Source organism: Enterobacter sp. BNK-29 (assembly GCF_048684785.1).
In the GTDB taxonomy this organism is placed as follows: domain Bacteria; phylum Pseudomonadota; class Gammaproteobacteria; order Enterobacterales; family Enterobacteriaceae; genus Enterobacter; species Enterobacter cloacae_M.
On the sequence record NZ_JBLQTU010000001.1, the window covers coordinates 1,280,482 to 1,305,170 of the forward strand.

Annotated in this window: 29 protein-coding genes; 18 read left to right on the top strand and 11 right to left on the bottom strand. The window is 56.9% G+C overall.

Features of this window, described 5'->3' with window-relative positions:
* Window positions 1–10: 10 nt before the first annotated feature.
* The 4 genes from speB to ACMGGX_RS05975 all read right to left on the bottom strand — a co-directional run bounded on the left by speB (window position 11) and on the right by ACMGGX_RS05975 (window position 3,495).
* Window positions 11–931: an agmatinase gene (speB, locus tag ACMGGX_RS05960; protein WP_014071686.1), complete on the bottom strand. Its 921-nt coding sequence runs from the start codon at window positions 929–931 to the stop codon at window positions 11–13.
* Window positions 932–1,140: 209 nt separating this feature from the next.
* Entirely contained in the window at window positions 1,141–3,117 is a 1,977-nt protein-coding gene (gene speA / locus ACMGGX_RS05965) for a biosynthetic arginine decarboxylase (RefSeq protein ID WP_023309121.1), read from the bottom strand.
* 8 nt (window positions 3,118–3,125) lie between these two features.
* The gene (gene yqgB / locus ACMGGX_RS05970) at window positions 3,126–3,257 is read right to left on the bottom strand and encodes an acid stress response protein YqgB (RefSeq protein WP_127341063.1); all 132 of its coding nucleotides are present in this window, start codon (window positions 3,255–3,257) and stop codon (window positions 3,126–3,128) included.
* Window positions 3,258–3,351: 94 nt separating this feature from the next.
* Window positions 3,352–3,495 carry a hypothetical protein gene (locus ACMGGX_RS05975; RefSeq protein ID WP_419095317.1) on the bottom strand — a complete coding sequence of 48 codons (144 nt, stop codon included), beginning with the start codon at window positions 3,493–3,495 and terminating at the stop codon, window positions 3,352–3,354.
* 425 nt (window positions 3,496–3,920) lie between these two features.
* On the opposite strand from ACMGGX_RS05975, the gene metK reads away from it, so the two are divergent.
* The 8 genes from metK (at window position 3,921) to ruvX (ending at window position 11,004) form a co-directional block, all read left to right on the top strand.
* A complete protein-coding gene (gene metK, locus ACMGGX_RS05980) occupies window positions 3,921–5,075 on the top strand; it encodes a methionine adenosyltransferase (RefSeq protein WP_010435443.1) in 1,155 nt (384 codons plus the stop codon).
* A gap of 359 nt (window positions 5,076–5,434) precedes the next feature.
* The gene (galP, locus tag ACMGGX_RS05985) at window positions 5,435–6,832 is read left to right on the top strand and encodes a galactose/proton symporter (protein ID WP_023309123.1); all 1,398 of its coding nucleotides are present in this window, start codon (window positions 5,435–5,437) and stop codon (window positions 6,830–6,832) included.
* 58 nt (window positions 6,833–6,890) lie between these two features.
* Window positions 6,891–7,388 (top strand): SprT family zinc-dependent metalloprotease, encoded by a 498-nt coding sequence (locus ACMGGX_RS05990; RefSeq protein WP_420298163.1) that lies wholly within the window; start codon window positions 6,891–6,893, stop codon window positions 7,386–7,388.
* Window positions 7,389–7,482: 94 nt separating this feature from the next.
* Window positions 7,483–8,190, top strand: coding sequence for a deoxyribonuclease I (gene endA, locus ACMGGX_RS05995; protein WP_063439816.1), 708 nt, complete (start codon window positions 7,483–7,485; stop codon window positions 8,188–8,190).
* Window positions 8,191–8,241: 51 nt separating this feature from the next.
* The gene (rsmE, locus tag ACMGGX_RS06000; RefSeq protein ID WP_063439817.1) at window positions 8,242–8,973 is read left to right on the top strand and encodes a 16S rRNA (uracil(1498)-N(3))-methyltransferase; all 732 of its coding nucleotides are present in this window, start codon (window positions 8,242–8,244) and stop codon (window positions 8,971–8,973) included.
* Window positions 8,974–8,992: 19 nt separating this feature from the next.
* Window positions 8,993–9,940, top strand: coding sequence for a glutathione synthase (gene gshB, locus ACMGGX_RS06005; RefSeq protein WP_029739222.1), 948 nt, complete (start codon window positions 8,993–8,995; stop codon window positions 9,938–9,940).
* Between the two features lie 87 nt (window positions 9,941–10,027).
* Window positions 10,028–10,588 (top strand): YqgE/AlgH family protein, encoded by a 561-nt coding sequence (locus ACMGGX_RS06010; RefSeq protein WP_008499752.1) that lies wholly within the window; start codon window positions 10,028–10,030, stop codon window positions 10,586–10,588.
* On the top strand, window positions 10,588–11,004 hold the full coding sequence (ruvX, locus tag ACMGGX_RS06015) for a Holliday junction resolvase RuvX (RefSeq protein WP_029739223.1): 417 nt from the start codon (window positions 10,588–10,590) through the stop codon (window positions 11,002–11,004). The genes ACMGGX_RS06010 and ruvX overlap by 1 nt, the downstream gene beginning before the upstream one ends.
* Before the next feature lie 10 nt (window positions 11,005–11,014).
* On the opposite strand, the gene ACMGGX_RS06020 is transcribed toward ruvX, so the two are convergent.
* Entirely contained in the window at window positions 11,015–11,995 is a 981-nt protein-coding gene (locus tag ACMGGX_RS06020; protein WP_420298164.1) for a type IV pilus twitching motility protein PilT, read from the bottom strand.
* A gap of 17 nt (window positions 11,996–12,012) precedes the next feature.
* Between ACMGGX_RS06020 and ACMGGX_RS06025 the strand changes: the two genes are divergently transcribed.
* The 6 genes from ACMGGX_RS06025 to ACMGGX_RS06050 all read left to right on the top strand — a co-directional run bounded on the left by ACMGGX_RS06025 (window position 12,013) and on the right by ACMGGX_RS06050 (window position 15,753).
* A complete protein-coding gene (locus ACMGGX_RS06025; RefSeq protein ID WP_420298165.1) occupies window positions 12,013–12,714 on the top strand; it encodes a YggS family pyridoxal phosphate-dependent enzyme in 702 nt (233 codons plus the stop codon).
* A 21-nt stretch (window positions 12,715–12,735) separates the two neighbouring features.
* Window positions 12,736–13,302, top strand: coding sequence for a YggT family protein (locus ACMGGX_RS06030; RefSeq protein ID WP_023309130.1), 567 nt, complete (start codon window positions 12,736–12,738; stop codon window positions 13,300–13,302).
* The gene (yggU, locus tag ACMGGX_RS06035) at window positions 13,299–13,595 is read left to right on the top strand and encodes a DUF167 family protein YggU (RefSeq protein ID WP_023309131.1); all 297 of its coding nucleotides are present in this window, start codon (window positions 13,299–13,301) and stop codon (window positions 13,593–13,595) included. The genes ACMGGX_RS06030 and yggU overlap by 4 nt, the downstream gene beginning before the upstream one ends.
* A gap of 3 nt (window positions 13,596–13,598) precedes the next feature.
* Window positions 13,599–14,192, top strand: a complete 594-nt coding sequence (locus ACMGGX_RS06040; RefSeq protein ID WP_420298166.1) for an XTP/dITP diphosphatase — start codon at window positions 13,599–13,601, stop codon at window positions 14,190–14,192.
* The gene (hemW, locus tag ACMGGX_RS06045; RefSeq protein WP_348561793.1) at window positions 14,185–15,327 is read left to right on the top strand and encodes a radical SAM family heme chaperone HemW; all 1,143 of its coding nucleotides are present in this window, start codon (window positions 14,185–14,187) and stop codon (window positions 15,325–15,327) included. Before ACMGGX_RS06040 ends, hemW begins: the two co-directional genes overlap by 8 nt.
* A 63-nt stretch (window positions 15,328–15,390) precedes the next feature.
* Window positions 15,391–15,753 (top strand): endonuclease domain-containing protein, encoded by a 363-nt coding sequence (locus ACMGGX_RS06050; RefSeq protein ID WP_074166707.1) that lies wholly within the window; start codon window positions 15,391–15,393, stop codon window positions 15,751–15,753.
* Window positions 15,754–15,828: 75 nt separating this feature from the next.
* Here ACMGGX_RS06050 and ACMGGX_RS06055 read toward each other — a convergent pair whose 3' ends face one another.
* Genes ACMGGX_RS06055 through trmB form a run of 3 tightly spaced genes read right to left on the bottom strand, consistent with a single transcriptional unit; the run spans window position 15,829 to window position 17,647 of the window.
* Window positions 15,829–16,545 (bottom strand): DUF2884 domain-containing protein, encoded by a 717-nt coding sequence (locus tag ACMGGX_RS06055; RefSeq protein ID WP_023309135.1) that lies wholly within the window; start codon window positions 16,543–16,545, stop codon window positions 15,829–15,831.
* Window positions 16,546–16,601: 56 nt separating this feature from the next.
* Window positions 16,602–16,928: a YggL family protein gene (locus ACMGGX_RS06060; protein WP_014885198.1), complete on the bottom strand. Its 327-nt coding sequence runs from the start codon at window positions 16,926–16,928 to the stop codon at window positions 16,602–16,604.
* Window positions 16,928–17,647: a tRNA (guanosine(46)-N7)-methyltransferase TrmB gene (gene trmB, locus ACMGGX_RS06065; RefSeq protein WP_033146613.1), complete on the bottom strand. Its 720-nt coding sequence runs from the start codon at window positions 17,645–17,647 to the stop codon at window positions 16,928–16,930. Before trmB ends, ACMGGX_RS06060 begins: the two co-directional genes overlap by 1 nt.
* 144 nt (window positions 17,648–17,791) lie before the next feature.
* Between trmB and mutY the strand changes: the two genes are divergently transcribed.
* The 4 genes from mutY to ACMGGX_RS06085 all read left to right on the top strand — a co-directional run bounded on the left by mutY (window position 17,792) and on the right by ACMGGX_RS06085 (window position 21,758).
* On the top strand, window positions 17,792–18,868 hold the full coding sequence (mutY, locus tag ACMGGX_RS06070) for an A/G-specific adenine glycosylase (protein ID WP_420298167.1): 1,077 nt from the start codon (window positions 17,792–17,794) through the stop codon (window positions 18,866–18,868).
* Between the two features lie 2 nt (window positions 18,869–18,870).
* A complete protein-coding gene (locus tag ACMGGX_RS06075) occupies window positions 18,871–19,143 on the top strand; it encodes an oxidative damage protection protein (RefSeq protein ID WP_248193972.1) in 273 nt (90 codons plus the stop codon).
* Between the two features lie 56 nt (window positions 19,144–19,199).
* On the top strand, window positions 19,200–20,276 hold the full coding sequence (gene mltC, locus ACMGGX_RS06080) for a membrane-bound lytic murein transglycosylase MltC (protein ID WP_047646327.1): 1,077 nt from the start codon (window positions 19,200–19,202) through the stop codon (window positions 20,274–20,276).
* 225 nt (window positions 20,277–20,501) lie between these two features.
* Complete coding sequence (locus tag ACMGGX_RS06085; protein ID WP_181593829.1) at window positions 20,502–21,758, top strand: nucleoside permease; 1,257 nt, start codon at window positions 20,502–20,504, stop codon at window positions 21,756–21,758.
* A gap of 87 nt (window positions 21,759–21,845) precedes the next feature.
* On the opposite strand, the gene citG is transcribed toward ACMGGX_RS06085, so the two are convergent.
* The 3 genes from citG to citF are packed head-to-tail and all read right to left on the bottom strand — an operon-like array spanning window position 21,846 to window position 24,686.
* Complete coding sequence (citG, locus tag ACMGGX_RS06090) at window positions 21,846–22,649, bottom strand: triphosphoribosyl-dephospho-CoA synthase CitG (protein ID WP_420298168.1); 804 nt, start codon at window positions 22,647–22,649, stop codon at window positions 21,846–21,848.
* Complete coding sequence (gene citX, locus ACMGGX_RS06095; RefSeq protein ID WP_181593831.1) at window positions 22,627–23,166, bottom strand: citrate lyase holo-[acyl-carrier protein] synthase; 540 nt, start codon at window positions 23,164–23,166, stop codon at window positions 22,627–22,629. Before citX ends, citG begins: the two co-directional genes overlap by 23 nt.
* Window positions 23,167–23,168: 2 nt before the next feature.
* Window positions 23,169–24,686, bottom strand: coding sequence for a citrate lyase subunit alpha (citF, locus tag ACMGGX_RS06100; protein WP_420298169.1), 1,518 nt, complete (start codon window positions 24,684–24,686; stop codon window positions 23,169–23,171).
* Window positions 24,687–24,689 lie beyond the last annotated feature (3 nt).

A 24,689-nucleotide genomic window follows, 5' to 3' on the forward strand; every position in this document is an offset into this window, starting at 1 on the left:
AAGGCGAGGCTTACTCGCCTTTTTTGGCTGCCTGAATGTAGAGCATTTCCAGTGCCAGGGTCGCTGCGGCCAGCGCGGTGATCTCGGACTGGTCATACGCAGGCGCCACTTCCACCACGTCCATCCCGACAATGTTCAGATCCTTCAGGCCACGCACCAGCTTGATGGCACGATCTGAGGTCAAGCCGCCGATGACCGGCGTACCGGTGCCCGGTGCAAATGCCGGATCCAGACAGTCGATGTCGAAGGTCAGATACACGGGCATATCACCCACGATCTGCTTCACCTGAGCGATGATGTCGTCCACGCCGCGATCGTTAACCTGGCCAGCATCAAGCACGGTGAAACCGTTATCTTTGTCGAACTCGGTGCGAATGCCGATCTGCACGGAGTGGTTCGGGTCGATCAGACCTTCGTTCGGCGCGGTGAAGAACATGGTGCCGTGGTCAAACTCACAGCCGTTCGCGTAGGTGTCGGTATGTGCATCGAAGTGCACCAGCGCCATTTTACCGAAGTGCTTCGCATGGGCGCGCAGCAGCGGCAGGGTCACGAAGTGGTCGCCGCCGAAGGAGAGCATGCGCTTACCGGCAGCCAGCAGCTTCTCGGCGTGCGCCTGCAGCTTCTCGCTCATCTCACGCGCGTCGCCGAAGGCGTACACCAGGTCACCGCAGTCCACCACGTTCAGGCGCTCGCGCATGTCGAAGTTCCACGGGAAGCGGTTATGCTCCCAGGCCAGGTTAGTTGAAACCTGACGGATCGCTGCCGGGCCGTGACGACCACCCGCGCGGCCAGATGTTGCCATATCGAACGGCACGCCGGTGATCACCCAGTCAGCGTCGCTGTCGTACGGCTGGAAGTTCATCGGAAGGCGTAAAAAACCAAACGCGTTAGATACCAGAGAGTTATCGTACTGATGACCTAAAGTGCTCATGTCCTGACCTCTTTTAAAGTCGATACATTAAAAACAGATGAAAAAAAATCCCCTCCGCGTCGTTAAACCCGACGAGGAAGGGATTGATTCGTAAATCGCTTATTGGGGCGAATTATCGCCGGTAATTCATACGGGTTCAAATGAGTATAGGGCATTGTGCGGTCTGATGCCCTCACCCCGCCCTTTCCCACAGGGAGAGGGCGGTTTTCCTACTCGTCTTCCAGGTAGGTATACCCGTACAGACCAGCTTCAAACTCTTCCAGGAACTGCTGCTGGAGCGCATCGTCCAGCCCGGTGTTTTTCACCTGATCGCGGAACTGGGTGAGCAGTTTTTTCGGATCCAGCTGAACGTATTCCAGCATGTCCGCCACGGTATCCCCTTCATCGGACAGCTCGATTTCCACGTTGCCGTCAGGGAACACGAACACGTCCACCGCTTCGGTATCACCGAACAGGTTGTGCATGTTGCCAAGGATCTCCTGATACGCGCCGACCATAAAGAAGCCCAGCATCGGCGGGTTCTCCGGGTCGTATTCCGGCATTGGCATCGTCGTTGCGATACCGTCGCCGTCGACGTAGTGGTCGATGGCACCGTCGGAGTCACAGGTGATGTCCAGCAGCACCGCACGGCGTTCCGGCGCGTGGTTCAGCCCTTCCAGCGGCAGAACAGGGAACAGCTGGTCGATACCCCAGGCATCCGGCATCGACTGGAACAGCGAGAAGTTGACGTAAATCTTATCCGCCATACGCTCCTGCAGCTCGTCGATAATCGGACGGTGCGCGCGGTTGCTCGGGTCGAGCTGTTTCTGCACTTCATGGCACATGTTCAGGTAAAGCTGCTCCGCCCACGCGCGCTCCTGCAGGCTGAAGGTGCCTGAAGAATAACCCACGTGAATATCGTGCAGGTCCATCTGGCTGTCGTGCAGCCATTCGCGCAGGGAACGACGCGTGCCCGGCTCGTGCATCTCCTGCCAGGTTTCCCACATGCTTTGCAGGGAACGCGGGGCATCGTCTGCCGGAGGCGTTGCCTCGGAGATTTCGCTACGCTCAACGCCGATGATGTTAGAAACCAGCACCGTATGGTGCGCGGTGACCGCGCGACCGGATTCGGTGATCACAGTCGGATGCGGCAGGCCGTTCTCTTCACAGGCATCGCCGATCGCCCAGATGATGTTGTTCGCGTATTCGTTCAGGCCGTAGTTCACCGAGCAGTCAGACTGCGAGCGGGTCCCTTCGTAGTCCACGCCGAGGCCGCCGCCCACGTCGAAGCACTGAATATTCACGCCGAGCTTGTGCAGCTCAACGTAGAAACGCGCGGATTCACGCACGCCGGTGGCGATGTCGCGAATATTGGCCATCTGCGAGCCGAGGTGGAAGTGCAGCAGCTGAATGCTGTCCAGACGACCGCGCTCGCGCAGGATTTCCACCAGCTGCAGCACCTGGTTTGCCGCCAGGCCGAACTTGGATTTCTCGCCGCCGGAGGACTGCCATTTACCGGAACCTTGTGACGCCAGACGCGCACGCACGCCAAGGCGCGGCACCACGTTCAGTCGTTCGGCCTCTTCCAGCACGATGGCGATTTCGGTCATCTTTTCGATAACCAGATAGACCTTGTGGCCCATCTTTTCGCCAATCAGCGCCAGACGAATGTATTCACGGTCTTTATAGCCGTTACAGACGATCACTGAACGGGTCATGCCCGCATGCGCCAGAACTGCCATCAGCTCCGCTTTGGAGCCTGCTTCCAGGCCCAGCGGCTCGCCGGAGTGGATCAGGGATTCAATCACGCGGCGGTGCTGGTTCACCTTGATCGGGTAAACCAGGAAATAGTCGCCTTTATAACCGTAGGACTCACGCGCGCGCTTGAACGCGGCGTTAATAGAACGCAGGCGATGTTGCAGGATCTGCGGGAAGCAGAATAGTGCAGGCAAACGCTGGCCCTGAGCCTCACGGGCTTTCACCAGTTTCGCGAGATCCACGCGCGCTTCAGGGACGTCTGGATCCGGGCAGACGCTGATGTGGCCCAGTTCGTTGACGTCATAGTAGTTATTGCCCCACCAGGCAATATTGTAAGTGCGCAGCATCTTGCTGGCTTCCTCGGAGCTCATCGCAACCTCCTGCATAGAACGTAGTACACCCTGTTCGCCCGCTGACGAAGGCGAAAAAGAAGACATGTCGTCAGACATAGCGAACCTCAACTCTTTGTAATAAGTGTAAAACAGTTGACTACTATCGCAGCGTTATACGGCGATAACAACCCATAAACGGCTCCGTTTCCCAGCAGAGTATGCTGAAAACCAGACCGTGCGACCGGTTTCTTATTCATATCATTGTAAAACACGTATCCGAACTCTGTATGACAAGGTTCGGCGAAACCACGAGAAAACTCTTGTATTAACAAGAGCGCCCTTGTTCAGTTTTCACAAAGCGTGACCGGCCCTGGAATCCTGAGAAGCGCCGAGATGGGTATAACATCGGCAGGTTTGCAGACTAGAAATGCGGGTTGCGGGAATCAAATACGCGCCAGAACGGCTGCGCTGAATGTGCGGAAAACGATGGTTCATTATCTCGTATCACCTCCACGGCCGCCTCTGCTGAAACGGACCACAAGCCAAAGCTAAAAGTTCACTGCTTAACCCGGCTGGAAGTGGCGACACGATGAGTTCATCGAGCGCTTATTTTATATGAGCCGCGCGCCGCGTTTTATACCGAGAACAGGGGTAAAAAGCAAAAGATAAATGTGCGTGTTGCCGGTGCCGTCAGGAATTATTGCCAGCCGCAATTTCAACTGAGTGAGAGGTTAGTCAAAAAAAACTGGAAATCGGGCGAAGAAGTGACCTAAAATAGCCATCCAGATGTTAATCCATCTATACTGATTAACACTCATACTGCCAGTGTCAAAAACCTGCAGGCCTTGGTAGAATTATCTCCTTTGGCTATTCCACACAGCAGCTTGAGCTAACCAAATTCCTCTTAGGTGAAATAAAACATGGCAAAACACCTGTTTACGTCCGAGTCCGTATCAGAAGGACATCCTGATAAAATTGCTGACCAAATCTCCGATGCGGTGCTGGATGCGATCCTGGCGCAGGATCCAAAAGCGCGCGTAGCGTGCGAAACCTATGTCAAAACCGGCATGGTTCTGGTTGGCGGTGAGATCACCACCAGCGCATGGGTTGATATCGAAGAGATCACCCGTAACACGGTGCGTGAGATCGGCTATGTGCATTCTGATATGGGCTTTGATGCCAACTCCTGCGCGGTTCTGAGCGCGATTGGCAAACAGTCTCCAGACATCAACCAGGGCGTTGACCGTGCCGATCCGCTGGAACAGGGCGCGGGCGACCAGGGCCTGATGTTCGGCTATGCAACCAACGAAACCGACGTGCTGATGCCAGCACCGGTCACCTACGCACACCGTCTGGTGCAGCGTCAGGCTGAAGTGCGTAAAAACGGCACCCTGCCGTGGCTGCGCCCGGATGCGAAAAGCCAGGTCACTTTCCAGTACGACGACGGTAAAATCGTCGGGATTGACGCGGTGGTTCTGTCTACCCAGCACTCCGAAGATATCGATCAGAAATCCCTGCAGGAAGCAGTGATGGAAGAGATCATCAAGCCGGTTCTGCCGACCGAATGGCTGAGCTCTGCGACCAAATTCTTCATCAACCCAACCGGACGCTTCGTTATCGGCGGCCCAATGGGTGACTGCGGCCTGACCGGTCGTAAAATCATCGTTGATACCTACGGCGGTATGGCGCGCCACGGTGGCGGTGCGTTCTCCGGTAAAGATCCGTCTAAAGTTGACCGTTCTGCGGCGTACGCGGCGCGTTATGTGGCGAAAAACATCGTTGCCGCCGGCCTGGCTGACCGCTGTGAGATCCAGGTTTCCTACGCGATCGGCGTAGCTGAGCCAACCTCCATCATGGTTGAAACCTTCGGTACAGAGAAAGTGCCTTCAGAACAGCTGACTCTGCTGGTGCGCGAGTTCTTCGACCTGCGTCCATACGGCCTGATTCAGATGCTGGATCTGCTGCACCCAATCTACAAAGAAACCGCTGCATACGGTCACTTTGGTCGTGAACATTTCCCATGGGAAAAAACCGACAAAGCCGCCCTGCTGCGTGAAGCTGCCGGTCTGAAGTAATCGACTGACATCTGCGTGATAAAAGGCCAGCCTTCGGGCTGGCTTTTTTTGTCGGGTGGCGCCGCAAAGGCGCACATATGGAATCGATTACACCGCACCGGATGCGTCTCGCTTTCAGAATATTCTCTTTGCATGATCGCCTTTCTTCTGCTGTTACATCGCCTTTCAGTTAAGTCTGAAATGTGTTCTTTCGCGATGCACATCACCTCGTTTACCTCTATATTTTCAAAGCTTTAATTATTTTTACGGTTGCACGATAGTGTAACCGATTACACCTATGTGATTAATCTCACATATTTTTACGGGTCACTCACCTACCCTTTACATCAATAAAACTGATAACCCAACTGGAGGGCATAATGCCTGACAATAAAAAACAGGGGCGTACGTCCAACAAGGCGATGACATTCTTCGTCTGTTTCCTCGCCGCCCTGGCAGGATTACTTTTTGGCCTGGATATCGGCGTTATTGCCGGTGCATTACCTTTCATTACTGACGAGTTCCAGATCAGCGCTCACACCCAGGAGTGGGTGGTCAGCTCCATGATGTTTGGCGCTGCCGTCGGTGCCGTCGGCAGCGGCTGGCTCTCCTTCAAGCTCGGGCGTAAAAAGAGCCTGATGATCGGCGCGATCCTGTTCGTTGCCGGTTCACTCTTCTCTGCCGCTGCGCCTAACGTTGAGGTCCTGCTGGTTTCCCGCGTGCTGCTCGGTCTGGCCGTGGGCGTGGCGTCCTATACCGCCCCGCTTTACCTGTCTGAAATCGCGCCGGAGAAAATCCGCGGCAGTATGATTTCGATGTACCAGCTCATGATCACCATCGGTATTTTGGGCGCGTACCTTTCCGATACCGCGTTTAGCTACAGCGGCGCATGGCGCTGGATGCTCGGCGTGATCATCATCCCGGCCATTCTGCTGCTGATTGGCGTCTTCTTCCTGCCGGACAGCCCGCGCTGGTTCGCCGCCAAACGTCGATTCCACGATGCCGAACGCGTACTGATGCGCCTGCGCGACACCAGCGCCGAAGCGAAAAACGAACTGGAAGAGATCCGCGAAAGCCTGAAGGTCAAACAGTCCGGCTGGGCGCTGTTTAAAGAGAACAGCAACTTCCGCCGCGCGGTGTTCCTTGGCGTACTGCTTCAGGTGATGCAGCAGTTCACCGGGATGAACGTCATCATGTATTACGCGCCGAAAATCTTTGAGCTGGCGGGCTATACCAACACCACCGAACAAATGTGGGGGACCGTCATCGTGGGTCTGACCAACGTGCTGGCGACCTTTATCGCCATCGGTCTGGTGGATCGCTGGGGACGTAAGCCAACGCTGACGCTGGGCTTCCTGGTGATGGCAGCCGGTATGGGTGTCCTCGGTACCATGATGCATGTGGGCATTCACTCACCAACCGCCCAGTACTTTGCGGTCGGCATGCTGCTGATGTTCATCGTCGGGTTTGCGATGAGCGCCGGCCCGCTGATTTGGGTACTGTGCTCTGAGATCCAGCCGCTGAAAGGGCGTGATTTTGGTATCACCTGCTCTACCGCAACCAACTGGATTGCCAACATGATCGTCGGCGCAACGTTCCTGACCATGCTCAATACCCTGGGCAACGCGAACACCTTCTGGGTCTACGCTGGTCTGAACATCTTCTTTATTGTGCTGACAATCTGGCTGGTTCCAGAAACCAAACACGTTTCTCTGGAACATATTGAACGTAACCTGATGAAAGGTCGTCCGCTGCGCGAAATCGGCGCCCACGACTAATCCTCATGCGGGAGGCGCCTCTTGCGCCTCCCCGCTTCGCGCTTTATGCTCTGCCCCTATGAAAGCACCCCGTCTCCCCATTGCCGTTCAGCAAGCCGTTATGCGCAGCCTGCGGGAAAAACTCGCCCAGGCGAACCTGAAGCTCGGCCGTAATTACCCTGAACCTAAGATCGTTTATCAGCAGCGCGGAACCGCGGCGGGTACCGCCTGGCTCGAGCCGTATGAGATCCGTCTTAACCCGGTGCTTATGATGGAAAACCAGCAGGAGTTTATCGAGGAAGTGGTACCGCACGAGCTGGCGCATCTGCTGGTGTGGAAACACTTCGGACGCGTCGCGCCCCACGGAAAAGAGTGGAAGTGGATGATGGAAGCGGTGCTCGGCGTTCCGGCACGCCGTACCCATCAGTTCGAGCTGGAATCGGTGCGCCGCAATACCTTCCCCTACCGCTGCCAGTGTCAGCTGCACCAGCTTACCGTCCGCCGCCATAATCGCGTGGTGCGCGGCGAGGCGACCTACCGCTGCGTCAAATGCGGCGAGCCGCTGATTGCGGAATAATCATCTGAACTTTCAGGAACTTTCCTGATCTGACTGATTGCATACGGGAACAACATTCGTTACGTTGCGGGCTCGTTTTGACACGGAGTGTAAGATGTCCCGTAATTTTTCTCTCGCGGTCGCCTTTCTGACGACGGCGCTCTCAGGCCATGCTCTGGCCGACGGTATCAACAGTTTTTCCCAGGCCAAGGCAGCAGGCGTGAAGGTAAACGCCGATGTGCCGGGGGATTTTTACTGCGGCTGTAAAATTAACTGGCAGGGTAAAAAAGGGGTCGTTGACCTTGAGTCCTGCGGCTATAAGGTGCGTAAAAACGAAAACCGCGCCAGCCGCATTGAATGGGAACATGTCGTTCCGGCCTGGCAGTTTGGCCACCAGCGCCAGTGCTGGCAGGATGGCGGACGTAAAAACTGCGCCAAAGATCCGGTTTATCGCCAGATGGAAAGCGATATGCATAACCTGCAGCCTGCCGTAGGTGAAGTGAACGGAGACCGGGGTAATTTCATGTACAGCCAGTGGAACGGTGGCGAAGGCCAGTACGGCCAGTGCGGTATGAAGGTTGATTTTAAAGAGAAAGTCGCCGAGCCCCCTGCCCGCGCGCGTGGCAGCATTGCCCGCACCTACTTCTATATGCGTGACCGTTACGAACTCAATCTCTCCCGCCAGCAGACGCAGCTGTTCAACGCCTGGGACAAGCAGTACCCGGTAACGGAGTGGGAATGCCAACGCGACGAACGTATCGCCAGAGTCCAGGGGAATCACAACCCTTACGTCCAGCGGGCTTGCCAGGCGCAAAAGAGCTAACCTACACTACGGCAATTCGCTTATATCGCATGACACATGGAATTTCTGACTATGCGCATTCCCCGCATTTACCATCCTGAACTGATTACCGCAGGCCGTGAAATCGCCTTGTCTGATGACGCCGCCAACCACGTTGGCCGCGTGCTGCGCATGGGCGCAGGCCAGGCAATACAGCTGTTCGACGGCTCGAACCAGGTTTTCGACGCGGAAATCACGCGGTCTGATAAAAAAAGCGTACACGTTAACGTCCTGCGTGGCGAAGTGGATGATCGGGAATCACCGCTGCATATCCATCTGGGCCAGGTGATGTCGCGCGGCGAGAAAATGGAGTTCACCATACAGAAATCCATTGAACTGGGTGTAAGCCTCATTACGCCACTTTTTTCTGAGCGCTGTGGCGTTAAACTGGATGCGGAACGTCTGAACAAAAAGATCCAGCAGTGGCAGAAAATTGCCATTGCGGCTTGCGAACAGAGTGGCCGCAACCGTATTCCGGAGATCCGCCCGGCGATGGATCTGGAGGACTGGTGTGCAGAAGAGGAGAACGGGCTGAAGCTCAATCTTCATCCGCGCGCCAGCGCCAGCATCAATACGCTGCCCCTGCCCGTTGAGCGCGTACGCCTGCTGATTGGCCCCGAAGGCGGCCTGTCGGCGGACGAAATTGCGATGACGGCACGTTACCAGTTTACTGATATTCTGTTGGGACCTCGCGTTCTGCGCACTGAGACAACGGCACTCACGGCCATTACCGCGCTACAGGTACGGTTTGGCGATCTGGGTTGAAGCATTAACGGAGAAGAACATGATCAAGCTCGGCATCGTGATGGACCCCATCGCAAACATTAACATCAAGAAAGATTCCAGCTTCGCCATGCTGCTGGAAGCGCAGCGTCGCGGCTATGAACTCCACTATATGGAGATGAACGATCTTTACCTGATCAACGGTGAAGCTCGCGCCCGCACCCGCATCGTTAACGTCGAGCAGAACTACGACAAATGGTACGAGTTTGGCACCGAGCAGGATATTGCCCTGGCCGATCTCAACGTCATCCTGATGCGTAAAGATCCGCCGTTCGACACCGAATACATTTACAGCACCTACATCCTTGAGCGTGCAGAAGAGAAAGGCACGCTGATCGTCAACAAGCCGCAGAGCCTGCGCGACTGCAACGAGAAGCTATACACCGCCTGGTTCTCTGACCTGACGCCGGAAACCCTGGTGACCCGCAGCAAAGCGCAGCTGAAAGAATTCTGGCAGAAGCACGGCGATATCATCATGAAGCCGCTGGACGGCATGGGCGGCGCGTCGATTTTCCGCGTTAAGGAGAGCGACCCGAACATTGGCGTGATTGCCGAAACGCTGACCGAACTGGGCACGCGCTACTGCATGGCGCAGAACTATATTCCTGCGATTAAAGACGGCGATAAGCGCGTTCTGGTGGTAGATGGCGAACCGGTTCCTTACTGCCTGGCGCGTATCCCGCAGGGTGGCGAAACTCGTGGGAACCTGGCTGCCGGTGGCCGCGGTGAGCCGCGCCCGCTGACCGAAAGCGACTGGGAAATTGCCCGCCGCGTTGGCCCAACGCTGAAAGCCAAAGGCCTGATCTTCGTTGGCCTGGATATCATCGGCGATCGTCTGACCGAAGTGAACGTCACCAGCCCGACCTGCATTCGTGAAATCGAAGCGGAATTCCCGATTTCGATCACCGGAATGCTGATGGACGCTATCGAAAAACGTTTACAGAAATAACCTAACAATACTATTAGTGACAGCGCCTGTGTTTGTCCCCATACTGGGCGCTGTCGCTTTTTAAACCAGGAAACAGTACCTCTGACAATGAATTTACAGCATCACTTTCTTATTGCCATGCCTGCTCTCCAGGACCCGATTTTTCGCCGCGCCGTGGTTTATATTTGTGAATACAATGAAGACGGCGCGATGGGTATTATCATCAATAAACCACTGGAAAATCTTCAGGTTGAAGGAATTCTGGACAAGCTGAAAATACCGGCTGAAGCGCGACTGCCGGAAATCCGGCTTGATAAACCGGTGATGCTGGGTGGACCTCTTGCAGAAGATCGCGGCTTTATCCTGCATACGCCGCCGGTATTCTCTTCCAGCATTCGAATTTCGGATAACACCGTCATCACAACCTCGCGCGACGTGCTTGAAACGCTGGGCACCGCTGAGCAGCCTTCTGAAGTGCTGGTGGCGCTGGGCTATTCGTCGTGGGAGAAAGGCCAGCTTGAGCAAGAGATCCTCGATAACGCCTGGCTTACGGCGCCTGCGGACATGAATATCCTGTTTAAAACCCCTATCGCCGATCGCTGGCGTGACGCGGCGAAACTGATTGGCATTGATATCCTGACCATGCCTGGCGTAGCGGGGCACGCCTGATGAGCGGAACGCTTCTGGCCTTCGATTTTGGTACCAAAAGCATTGGCGTCGCCGTGGGTCAGCGCATCACCGGTACCGCGCGTCCGCTTACGGCCCTGAAGGCTAATGACGGCACGCCAGACTGGAATCTTATCGAACGTCTGCTTAAAGAGTGGCAGCCGGATGACGTGATTGTTGGGCTCCCGCTGAACATGGACGGCACAGAACAGCCGCTTACCGCCCGGGCGCGTAAGTTCGCCAATAAAATCCATGGCCGCTTTGGCGTCTCCGTAAAGCTTCACGACGAGCGTCTCAGCACCGTCGAAGCGCGTGCGGGCCTGTTTGAGCACGGCGGCTTCCGTGCGCTCAACAAGGGCAGCGTGGACTCCGCTTCTGCCGTCATCATCCTCGAAAGCTATTTCGACCAGGGCTTTTAACCACAGGGGCCTACAGCCGCCCCTGCGCCCGTCTCTCCGCCAGGCTCTGGTCAAAGTTCTGCATTCCTGCCTGCTGACCGGTTTGAATGATCCCGGGCAGTTGCCACGTTTTCCCTTCACGAATCAAATTCGCCGCCGCCGCAGTGTTCACCAGCAGTTCATACAACGCGACGCGCCCGCCCTGTAGATCGGGAAGCAGCCTCTGCGCCAGCACCGCCCGCAGGCTGCCGGCCAGCTGGTTACGCACCGGATCTTTCTCCTGCGCCGGGAACGTATCGACCAGCCGTTCAATCGCCTGCGATGCCCCGCGCGTGTGCAGCGTCGCCAGCACCAGATGTCCGGTCTCCGCCGCCGTCAGCGCCAGGCGGATCGTTTCGCTGTCGCGCAGCTCCCCCAGCAGAATAACGTCCGGATCCTGGCGTAAGGCGCTGCGCAGCGCTTCGGCAAATGACGGGCTGTGCTGACCTATTTCCCGCTGCTGGATCAGGCAACGTTCGCTCTGGTAGATAAACTCCACCGGATCTTCAAGCGTGAGGATATGGCCGTCAGCATGGCGGTTAAGAAAATCGACCATCGCCGCCAGCGTAGTGGATTTGCCGCTGCCTGTCGCCCCCGTGACCAGAATCAGCCCGGCGTCATTGGACAACAGTTCCGGGATCGCCCGCGGCGCGCCCAGCGAAGAGAGCTGTGGGCAGCTACGCGGCAACAGCCGCAGCGTCAAAGAGACACCTCTCATCTGCTTAAAGGCACTGCCGCGCAGCCGCTGGCCTCCCGTTACCGTCGCGGCAAAATCCACCTGCCCCTTTGCCCACCATATCCCCTGCTGCTCATCGTTAAGCCACGCTTTTAATAACGCCCCAACGTCGGGAGGCGGAAAGGGAGCGGGTTCAAGCCGACCTAATCTGCGCCAGCGCGGTGGCGAATCACTGCACAGGTGTAGATCGGAGACGTTATGCTTTACACTAAGGGCCACAATTTCTTCCACATCCATAGACTACTCCTCGGAAAATGAACGACATTGCGCATAACCTGGCACAGGTCCGGGACAAAATCTCAGCCGCCGCAGCGCGCTGCGGCCGTGCTTCAGAAGAAATTACGCTGCTTGCAGTCAGCAAAACCAAGCCTGCGAGCGCCATCGCAGAAGCCATTGATGCAGGCCAGCGGGCGTTTGGTGAAAACTACGTTCAGGAAGGCGTGGATAAAATTCGCTACTTCCAGGAACAGGGGAATACGGATCTGCAGTGGCACTTTATTGGCCCCCTGCAGTCGAACAAAAGCCGTCTGGTGGCAGAACACTTCGACTGGTGCCACACCATCGATCGCCTGCGTATTGCTACCCGCCTGAATGACCAGCGGCCGGCAGAAATGCCAGCGCTTAACGTGCTGATTCAGGTCAACATCAGCGACGAAAACAGCAAGTCCGGCATCGCGCTGAGCGAGCTGGACGCGCTGGCCGCCGAGGTGGCCGAACTGTCGCGCTTAACCCTGCGCGGGCTGATGGCCATTCCGGCACCTGAGTCAAGTTATGAAAGGCAGTTTGCCGTGGCACAGCAAATGGCTGTAGCATTTGAGGCGCTTAAAGCGCGCTATAACACGGTAGACACGCTTTCACTGGGCATGTCGGATGATATGGAAGCCGCCATCGCGGCAGGCAGCACTATGGTGCGCATCGGTACGGCAATATTCGGTGCGCGCGACTACTCAAAATAATAAGGAAACCTGAGGAACGCCATGAAGACGTTGACTTTCCTGCTCTCAACAGTGCTTGAGCTGTATACGATGGCGCTTTTGCTGCGCGTCTGGATGCAGTGGGCCCGCTGTGATTTTTACAATCCGTTCTCGCAGTTTGTCGTGAAAATCACGCAACCTGTTGTCGGACCGCTGCGCCGTATTATCCCGGCGATGGGTCCCATCGACAGTTCGTCTCTGCTGGTGGCGTTTATTCTGAGCGTTATCAAAGCGATTGTGCTGTTTATGGTCATCACCTTCCAGCCGATTATCTGGATTGCTGCGGTCCTGATTTTAATCAAAACCATCGGCCTGCTGATTTTCTGGGTGCTGCTGGTCATGGCCATCATGAGCTGGGTGAGCCAGGGGCGTAGTCCGGTAGAATATGCGCTAATCCAACTGGCCGAGCCGCTGCTGCGCCCGATTCGCAACCTGCTGCCTTCGATGGGCGGTATTGATTTCTCGCCGATGATCCTGGTTCTGCTGCTGTACGTGGTTAATATGGGGATCGCTGAGTTGTTACAGTCCACGGGCGATATGCTGCTGCCGGGGCTGTGGATGGCGCTATGAGTGCCGTAAGCACCTGCGCTGACGGGCTGGTTTTGCGGCTGTACATTCAGCCAAAAGCCAGCCGTGACGGTATTGTCGGGCTGCATGGCGACGAGTTAAAAGTCGCCATCACCGCCCCGCCGGTTGACGGCCAGGCGAACGCGCATCTGACCAAATATCTGGCAAAACAGTTTCGCGTCGCCAAAAGCCAGGTCATCATTGAAAAAGGTGAACTTGGGCGACATAAACAGGTAAAAATCCTTAATCCGCAATCTATCCCGACGGAAGTCGCGGCTCTGAAAGAACAGGACTAAACCATGCAGAAAGTTGTTCTCGCGACCGGCAACGCCGGTAAAGTGCGCGAGCTGGCCTCGCTATTAAATGATTTTGGGCTGGACGTGGTCGCCCAGACCGATCTTGGCGTGGAGTCCGCCGAAGAGACGGGGCTGACGTTTATCGAAAACGCGATCCTGAAAGCGCGTCACGCCGCGCAGATTACTGGCCTGCCCGCGATTGCCGACGACTCCGGCCTGGCCGTGGATTTTCTCGGCGGTGCACCGGGGATTTACTCTGCGCGCTATTCCGGCGTTGACGCCAGCGATCAGCAGAATCTGGAAAAGCTGCTTGTCGCCCTGAAAGACGTACCGGACGAACAGCGCACCGCGCAGTTCCACTGCGTGCTGGTCTATATGCGCCACGCGGAAGACCCGACGCCGATCGTCTGCCACGGCAGCTGGCCGGGCGTGATTACCCGTGAAGCGGCTGGCAACGGCGGCTTTGGCTACGACCCGATTTTCTTTGTCCCGACCGAGGGCAAAACCGCTGCGGAACTGACCCGCGAAGAGAAAAGCGCGATTTCCCACCGTGGACGCGCGCTGAAACTGTTACTGGAAACACTGCGTAATGGCTAATTTGCCGCCTCTGAGTCTGTATATTCACATCCCGTGGTGCGTGCAGAAGTGCCCGTACTGCGATTTCAACTCGCACGCGCTGAAGGGCGAAGTGCCGCACGATGACTACGTTGCGCACCTGCTGGCCGACCTGGACGCCGATGTCGCTTACGCACAGGGACGTGAAGTTAAGACCATTTTCATTGGTGGCGGTACGCCGAGCCTGCTGTCCGGCCCGGCGATGCAGACGCTGCTGGACGGCGTGCGTGCGCGCCTGAACCTGGCGGCGGATGCGGAAATTACCATGGAAGCCAACCCCGGCACCGTTGAGGCTGACCGTTTTGTCGACTATCAGCGCGCGGGCGTGAACCGCATCTCCATCGGCGTGCAGAGCTTTAGCGAACCGAAGCTAAAACGTCTGGGGCGCATTCACGGCCCGGAAGAGGCGAAGCGCGCGGCAAACCTGGCGACCGGGCTGGGCCTTCGCAGCTTCAACCTCGATCTGATGCACGGCCTGCCGGATCAGTCGCTGGAAGAGGCGCTGGACGACCTGCGCCAGGCGATCGAACTGAACCCGCCGCACCTGTCGTGGTATCAGCTCACCATCGAGCCAAACACGCTGTTCGGTTCCCGCCCGCCGGTGCTGCCGGACGACGACGCGCTGTGGGATATCTTCGAGCAGGGCCACAGGCTTCTAACCGCTGCGGGCTATCAGCAGTATGAAACGTCCGCGTATGCGAAGCCGGGCTATCAGTGCCAGCACAACCTGAACTACTGGCGCTTTGGCGACTATCTGGGAATTGGCTGTGGCGCGCACGGCAAGGTGACCTTCCCGGACGGACGCATTCTGCGCACCGCCAAAACCCGCCATCCGCGCGGATACATGGAAGGCCGCTACCTGGAGCGTCAGCACGACGTTGAGGCGGAGGATAAACCGTTTGAGTTCTTCATGAACCGCTTCCGTCTGCTGGAAGCCGCGCCGCGCGCGGAATTTGTGCGTTACACCGGGCTGCCGGAGTCGGTGATTCGCCCGCAGATCGACGAGGCGCTGGCCAAGGGGTATCTCACCGAGAGTGAGGAATACTGGCAGATCACCGAGCACGGCAAGCTGTTCTTAAACTCCCTTCTTGAGCTGTTCCTCGCCGAAGAATCCTGAAGGCTTATTCAGGATTTTGCATCCCGCTCTGCCGGCTGAGGGAAAGGCTGGCAGAGTGTGGGGATGGAAATTACTCGTTCTTATGCAAAACAGCTCAGACGTGAGCTAACAAAAGAAGAAAGGCGGCTTTGGTATCTACTGCGCAGCCGCCGTTTCGAAAATCATAAATTTCGCCGACAGCATCCGGTAGGAAACTACATTCTGGATTTCGCCTGCTGCGCGGCTCGTCTGGCAGTTGAGCTGGATGGCGGGCAACATGATGAAGAACAGAAATACGATCGTCAAAGAACGTGCTGGCTTAACGAGAAAGGTTGGCATGTCATTCGATTCTGGAATAACGAACTCTGGGATAACGAAGAGGCGGTGTTAGAAAAGATCCTTGAAACCCTGCAAACGCTGCAACCCTCACCCCGGCCCTCTCCCTGAAAGGGAGAGGGAGCAAACCATCCCCTCGCCCCTTTGGGGAGAGGGTTAGGGTGAGGGGCCCAGCGCGCAGAGATCTTACTTAAGCGTCCCCACCAGCGCCTTCCGGCTATCTTCCAGCGACACCACGCGTTTACACACGTCTTTGCCGAACTGCTGGAAATCATCTTCCTGGTTCTTCCACTCGTTCTGAATGGAGGTCTGCAAACCGCCCAGGCTGCCCAGCACGCCCTGCAGCGGGTTACCGCCGCCCTTCAGCACGGCTTTGGCGCCCATCTCGTTGATGCTGTCCTGCAGGATGCCGCCCATCGCCTGATTCACCAGCTGCTGCCCGTCAGCGCGGACCTGATCGATCGCCTTGTAGTGGAACGTCAGGCCGTCGGTGCGCGTCTCGATAATGCGGTTCATCTGCTCTTTAAGCTGCTTGTCCAGCTTCGTCAGGCGGGTGCGCATGTTGCTGCTCTCACCCACTTCTTTAGTAATGATCTTATCCAGCGCGACGCGGCTTTTCTCAACGCGGGTCAGCGCGCCGTCGTTAATCCACGGCAGTGCGGTACGCAGCTCAGCCTGGTAATCCTTCGCCTGCTCGCGCTGCGCGGCAGTCAGGTTTTGCGGCTTGCCGTTAAACGTCACGTTACCATCCGGCGTAATCACCAGATTGCCGTTCTCGCCTTTGACCTGCACGGTTTGCGGGCTTAACACCACGTCATCACGCGGGGTGACGCTACATTGATAATCCGCATGGGCGGTGAATCCGGTTGCCATCAAAGCAACAGCCAGCAACGTTTTGCGCATCTTAAACACTCCCTCAGACAAAATGGGCCAGCTAATGCTGGCCCCTTACTGCTTTATTAGTCCCACCAAACGTCGAAAAGTTCGCTGACGCGGACATCTTCGAGCTTGTGGTCTTCAAGCCATTTACGTACCAGGGCCTGATGTTCTTCAGTGCATTTACCCACTTCCTGGGTGCAGATCAGACCTTCCCAGGCCAGGTAACCGCTACCGTCGAAGGCCAGCTTGTTTGGCTCAATCACGTCATTGATGAACGCATCCACGTCCTGATCGATCTGTTCTACACTGGTGCCTTCCGGGAAACGCCACGCAACGGAGAAGCCCACTTCCTGGAATTCTTCGATGTGCATCTTTTTACGCAGACGACGGCTACGATTCTTTGCCATTATTTCACCCTCTCGAACATTAAGTCCCATACACCGTGACCAAGACGATGGCCACGCTGTTCAAATTTCGTTACCGGACGCGATTCCGGACGCGGTACATAGTCGTTGCTCTCAGACTGGTTTTTATACCCGTCCAGCGACGACATCACTTCCAGCATATGTTCTGCATACGGTTCCCAGTCGGTCGCCATATGGAAGACACCGCCCAGCTTCAGCTTACTTTTCACCAGCTCGGCAAACGGCGCCTGAACGATACGGCGTTTATTATGACGTGCTTTGTGCCACGGGTCAGGGAAAAAGAGCTGAACCATGGTTAAAGAATTGTCAGGAATCATTTTATGCAGCACTTCCACCGCGTCGTGACACATCACGCGCAGGTTCTCAACGCCCTCTTCATGGGCCGTTGCCAGGCATGCACCCACGCCCGGGGAGTGGACTTCGATACCGAGGAAGTTCTGCTCCGGTCGCGCTTTCGCCATGGCCACCAGCGAGGTGCCCATACCAAACCCGATCTCCAGCGTGACGGGGGCTTCGCGGCCGAACAGTTCGGTAAAGTCCAGAGGCTGCTCGCTGAACTCAACGCCCATCACCGGCCAGTAGTTGTCCAGCGCATGTTGCTGCCCTTTTGTCAGGCGACCCTGACGGCGGACAAAGCTGCGAATACGGCGCAGCGGGCGACCGTTTTCATCAAATTCCGGTGAAATGACGTCGTTTTTCATAAAAGAGTTGTCTGCTTGTGAGAATGTTCGGGAAACGGGCATTATCCAAAGTTAAGGCTTCTATGCAAGCATGGGAAAGATCCGGTTTACAGCAGATTGACGCTGTGCTGCAATCTGCGTCCCTGATTATGCGAATCGATGACCATGCAAGCCTCTCAATTTTCAGCCCAGGTGCTGGACTGGTACGACAAATACGGGCGTAAAACCCTGCCCTGGCAAATTGAAAAAACGCCTTACAAAGTATGGCTCTCCGAGGTGATGTTGCAACAAACGCAGGTCGCCACGGTTATCCCTTACTTCGAGCGTTTTATGGCGCGCTTCCCGACGGTGACCGATCTGGCCAACGCGCCGCTGGACGAGGTCCTGCACCTTTGGACCGGTCTTGGCTATTACGCCCGCGCGCGTAACCTTCACAAGGCCGCACAGCAGGTCGCGACGCGCCACAACGGGAAGTTCCCGGAAACCTTCGATGAGGTGGCCGATCTCCCCGGCGTCGGACGTTCAACCGCAGGCGCCATTCTCTCCTTGTCTTTAGGGAAGCATTTCCCGATCCTCGACGGCAACGTGAAGCGCGTGCTGGCACGCTGCTACGCCGTCGACGGCTGGCCGGGGAAGAAGGACGTTGAGAAACGCCTTTGGGAAATAAGTGAAGCGGTCACCCCGGCCAACGGCGTCGAGCGTTTCAACCAGGCGATGATGGATCTCGGCGCGATGGTCTGCACGCGCTCAAAACCAAAATGCGAACTCTGCCCGGTGAATAATCTCTGCGTGGCGTATGCCAACCATTCATGGGCGCAATATCCGGGTAAGAAACCCAAACAGACGCTGCCGGAGCGCACCGGCTATATGCTGCTGATGCAGCACGGCGACGAGGTCTTCCTCGCCCAGCGTCCACCGAGCGGTCTGTGGGGTGGTCTATACTGCTTCCCACAGTTTGAGGATGAAGATTTGCTGCGTGAATGGCTTAAACAGCGCGGGATTGCTGCCGATAACCTGACGCAGCTGACCGCGTTTCGCCATACGTTCAGCCATTTCCACCTGGATATTGTACCCATGTGGCTTCCCGTGTCGTCATTTGCCTCGTGCATGGATGAAGGCACCGCTCTCTGGTATAACTTAGCGCAACCGCCATCAGTCGGACTGGCGGCTCCCGTGGAGCGCCTGTTACAGCAATTACGTGCCGGTGCAATGGTTTGGCATCGACAAGAAAAAGAGGAATGAGTATGGCCAGAACGATTTTTTGTACTTTCCTGCAGCGTGACGCTGAAGGCCAGGATTTCCAGCTTTATCCGGGCGACCTGGGTAAACGCATCTACAATGAAATCTCCAAAGAAGCCTGGGGACAGTGGCAGAAAAAGCAGACCATGCTGATCAACGAGAAAAAACTCAGCATGATGAACCCGGAACACCGCAAGCTGCTGGAGCAGGAGATGATGAGCTTCCTGTTCGAAGGTAAAGACGTGCACATCGAAGGCTATACGCCACCGGAAAAATAACAGCGTGCGGGGGAAACCCCGCCGTTAAAGCAAACACAACACGCACTCCCGGAATGATGAAAAAACTTTTAGCGCTAGCCCTTGTTGCGCCGTTGCTTGTCTCGTGTTCGTCAAAAAAAGGCGAAGATTACAACGAAGCCTGGATCAAGGACACCAACGGTTTTGACATTTTGATGGGGCAGTTTGCCCACAACATCGAGAATATATGGGGATTTAACGAAGTTCTTATTGCCGGACCTAAGGACTACGTTAAGTACACCGACGCCTATCAGACCCGAAGCCACATCAACTTTGATGAGGGGACGATCACGGTTGAAACCATCGCAGGCACTGACCCTGCTGCGCGCCTGCGTCAGGCGATTATCAAAACCCTGCTGATGGGTGACGATCCTGGCTCAATCGATCTCTACTCCGATGCCGACGATATCACTATCTCGAAAGAGCCGTTCCTGTACGGCCAGGTTGTCGATCAGACCGGCCAGCCGATCCGCTGGGAAGGTCGCGCCACGAAATTTGCCGACTACCTGCTGCAGACGCGCCTGAAAAGCCGCTCTAACGGTTTGAAGATTATCTACAGCGTCACCATCAACCTCGTCCCGAACCACCTAGACAAGCGTGCGCATAAGTACATTGGGATGGTGCGTCAGGCCTCGCGCAAGTACGGCGTGGATGAGTCGCTGATCCTGGCGATTATGCAGACCGAATCCTCGTTTAACCCGTACGCGGTAAGCCGTTCCGACGCCCTGGGGCTGATGCAGGTTGTGCAGCACAGCGCCGGTAAAGACGTCTTCCGCGCGCAGGGGAAATCCGGCACGCCGAGCCGCAGCTATCTGTTCGATCCGCAGAGCAACATTGATACCGGCACGGCCTATCTGGCGATGCTGAACAATGTGTACCTGGGCGGAATTGATAACCCAACGTCGCGCCGCTATGCGGTGATCACCGCCTATAACGGCGGCGCGGGCAGCGTGCTGCGCGTCTTCTCGAATGACAAAGTGCAGGCCGCAAACATCATCAACAGCATGGCGCCGGGGGATGTCTACTCAACCCTCACCACCCGCCACCCGTCTGCGGAATCCCGTCGCTATCTGTATAAGGTGAACACGGCGCAGAAGAACTATCGTCGTCGCTAAAAATCGCCCCCTCACCCTAACCCTCTCCCCAAAAGGGAGAGGGAACTTGTACACCCATACGAAAATGTTATTTGCATCACAATCCAAACTGCAAATTAATGTGGATTGCATTTTTTTGCGGGAGGTAACAAAACATATCGTTGCCAACTGATAGAATTGCATCAAATAACAACCCTGAATGTTCCCAAAACAACATATCTCCCGCTCACTTGTGAGGAAAGTAACATGAACCTTAAGCTGCAGCTTAAAATTTTGTCGTTTCTGCAGTTCTGCCTGTGGGGTAGCTGGCTGACTACACTCGGCTCCTATATGTTTGTGACGCTCAAGTTCGATGGTGCGTCAATCGGTGCCGTTTACAGCTCGCTCGGTATTGCGGCTGTCTTCATGCCAACGCTGCTGGGTATCGTGGCGGATAAATGGTTGAGTGCGAAATGGCTGTACATGCTTTGCCATCTGGTGGGCGCGGGGACGCTGTTTATGGCAGCCCAGGTGACCACGCCGGGGGCGATGTTCATGGTGATCCTGCTTAACTCGCTGGCCTATATGCCAACGCTTGGCCTGATCAACACCATCTCCTACTACCGCCTGAAATCCGCGGATTTGGATATCGTGACCGATTTCCCGCCAATCCGTATCTGGGGCACCATCGGCTTTATCATGGCGATGTGGGGCGTGAGCTTCGCAGGCTTCGAACTGAGCCATATGCAGCTCTATATCGGTGCGGCGCTCTCCGTGGTGCTGGCGATCTTCACCCTGACGCTGCCAACCATTCCGGTTTCTAACCAGCAGAAAAACCAGAGCTGGAGCACCATGCTTGGCCTGGACGCGTTCGCGCTGTTTAAAAACAAACGCATGGCGATCTTCTTTATCTTCTCCATGCTGCTGGGCGCGGAGCTGCAGATCACCAACATGTTCGGCAACACCTTCCTGCACAGCTTCGATAACAACCCGCTGTTCTCCGGCAGCTTTATCGTTGAACATGCGTCGGTGATGATGTCCATCTCTCAGATCTCTGAGACGCTGTTCATCCTGACCATCCCGTTCTTCCTGAGCCGCTACGGCATCAAAAACGTCATGCTGATCAGTATCGCCGCATGGATGTTACGCTTCGGCCTGTTCGCCTACGGTGACCCGAGCGCGTTTGGTACCGTGCTGCTTGTGCTGTCGATGATCGTTTACGGCTGCGCCTTCGACTTCTTCAACATCTCTGGATCGGTGTTTGTGGAAAAAGAGGTGAAGCCTGAAATCCGCGCCAGCGCGCAGGGTATGTTCCTGATGATGACCAACGGCTTCGGCTGTATTCTGGGCGGAGTGGTAAGCGGTAAAGTGGTTGAGATGTACACCACCAACGGCATTACCAACTGGCAGCCTGTGTGGCTGATCTTCGCGGCATACTCTCTGGTGCTGTTCTTCGCGTTCATTGTACTGTTCAAGTACAAGCACGTGCGTGAACCGCACGGTGCGCAGCCGATCGCGCATTAATCTTTGCGGTATTGTGCCCGGTGGCGCTGCGCTTACCGGGCCTACAAAACCAGACCGTAGGCCGGGTAAGGCGAAGCCGCCACCCGGCTATTTTATTGCAGACAGCACCCACCCCACCGACAGCAAATCCGCGCTGCCGCCCGGGCTCAGGTTCCGTTCAATCAATGCCTTATCCATCTTAAGCAGCGCCTCTCGATCCCAGCCACTCGCCAGTAATTCCCGCGCGTAGCCCTGAACGTAGCGCAGCCCTTCAATGCCGCCGCGCGAGACGAGATTACTGTCCTGATTGACCGCCATCAGGCGCAACAGCAGGCCGTGAAGCGACTGTCCGTTCCACTGCGCCAGCGCCTTACGCGCCGTCGCAAAGCCGCTTTCCGCCTCACCGCGCGCGCCGGTTAAGCCGTACAGATGAAACTGCCGCTCGCCCGCCGTCGCCTGCCCGCCGCGCGCGGCCAGCTCACGCGACACCAGCCCGCTGCAGATGTTACTCACCTCACAGCAGAGGCTATCTGCGGAGATATTTTTCACACGTCCGGCGGCGAAGCACAGTAAACCCAGGGCAAAAATCCCGCCCTTGTGGGTGTTCACTCCGTTCGTCGCGGCGTACATCGCCTGCTCGCAGGCCATCCCTATCGGGCGGATAATCCGTAACTGTGCATCAGCGGGTTTATCCCCATGCGCGTTACCGAGCTCGGCAAAGCGCGAAAACCACGGGGTAATCGCCGCAATGCTGCGGACGAACAGCGCGTGGTCCATATCGCGATGGGAACCGTTATTGAGCTTGTCCACCAGCCCCGGCTTGGGCGTCAGCTCCAGCTCCTGCCACAGCGCCGCTTCGGCAAGCGCGGGCACGTCAGCCGGGCGCGGTTTAGTCGCGAGCAAACCAGTCATCGATCGTCTTCTCCATGCGGGAAACTACCTCCTCAACAGGATGCTTTCGCGAACGGGAGCAGGCGTGAGCGGGCTCGTCGCAGATCAGACAGCGTCTGAGGTTTGCCCCCAGAGACTGACGCCCAACGTGGCCGTGCTGAGGGCAGATCACGTCCAGATCCCACAGCCTGCCGAGCGGGTGCGTCTGCTCCAGTTCCGCGCAGTGCGCTTTGATTTCCACCGCAGGATGGGCCACGCACCATAGGGCTTCTGGCCCGGTAGGGAGCCACAGCACCTGGCGGTCCAGCACCGGCCAGCGGTTTTCCCACAGCAGCTGGTCGCACATTTGCAGCGCCACGCCCATGGTATTGCGATAGCGCAGGCTGTCTTTGATTTCCCCTGGGGTGACCAGCGTGAGGGAAATCACCGGTTGTTGATAGTGCTCAAGCATGTCAGCCTGGCGCGCTGCGCGGCGCTCTTTCGCCGCCAGCAGTTCATCCAGGCTGACACCCGCCCGCACGGGTGTCGCTATTGTCATAACTACTCCTTTACCTGTCGTACGGTGTCGATCACGCTACCGTCGCGGTAGCGGATCACCCCGACGATTTTGTCGGTAAATTCAATCGGTTTCGGTACGCCCGTCAGGGAAATCGCCCGCTCGTAAAGCGCGCTGATATCCACAACTTTGAGCCCGGCTTCCAGCAGCCGCTCGCGGATCTCCGGGCGCGCCGGATTGACCGCAATGCCGTGGTCGGTGACCAGCACGTCGATGCTCTCGCCCGGCGTGAGGCGCGTGGTAACCCGCTTCACGACCGTCGGAATACGGCTGCGCAGCAGCGGCGCGACCACAATGGTCAGGTTCGCCGCGGCGGCCACGTCGCAGTGCCCGCCGGACGCGCCGCGCATCACCCCATCGGAGCCGGTGATCACGTTGACGTTGAAATCGACGTCGATTTCCAGCGCGCTGAGGATCACCACGTCGAGCTGGTCGCAGCTTGCCGCCTTGCTGCCGGGGTTGGCGTAAACGTTGGTGGAGATCTCCACGTGGTTCGGGTTGCGCGCCAGCGAGGCCGCTGCCTGGCCGTCAAAGCACTGGGTGTCGAGCAGCTTTTCGATGAGCCCCTTCTCGTGCAGATCCACCAGACTGCCGGTGATGCCGCCGAGCGCAAAGCGCGCCTTCACGCCGCTGCGCTCCATCTTCTCTTCCATAAAGCGCGTACAGGCGGTCGCAGCCGCGCCGGAGCCGGTCTGCATCGAGAAGCCCGGTTTGAAGTAGCCGGAGTGTTCAATGACGTCCGCCGCATAGCGGGCGATCATCAGCTCGCGCGGGTTGCTGGTGACGCGCGCCGCGCCGACGCTGATTTTCGCCGGGTCGCCCACGCTTTCAACCTGCACGATGTAGTCCACCTGGTCCTGAACCAGGCTGGCGGGCATATTCGGAAACGGCAGCAGTTCTTCAGTCAGCAGCACTACCTTGCGGGCAAAGTGCGCGTCCACCATCGCGTAGCCGAGCGAGCCGCAGCACGATTTACCGTGCGTCCCGTTGGCGTTGCCAAACTCATCGCTGCACGGCACGCCGAGAAACGCCACGTCAATATTCAGCTCGCCGTCCTGGAGCAGCTTCACGCGCCCGCCGTGGGAGTGGATTTGCACCGGCTCGTCCATCAGCCCGTGGGAGATGGCGTCCGCCAGCCTGCCGCGCATGCCCGACGTGTAAATCCGGGTGATGACGCCGCTTTCAATATGCTCGATCAGCGCGTCGTTGCAGGTCATTAGCGAGCTGGAGGCCAGCGTCAGGTTTTTGAAGCCCATTCGCGCCAGCAGCGCCACGACGGTGTTGATCACCCGGTCGCCTTCGCGAAACGCGTGGTGGAAGGAGATGGTCATCCCGTCCTGGAGGCCGCAACGCTTAACCGCCTCTTCAACAGAGGCGCAGAGCTTGCGGCTGTGCTTCGCGTCGCTGTCCGCCAGCCAAGGCGTGGCGCTGTGGGCGGTATCAAAGGGTTTTAAGTCCCGCAGATGGGGAAAATTCACGTGAAGAAGTTCTGTCTGATTCATTAT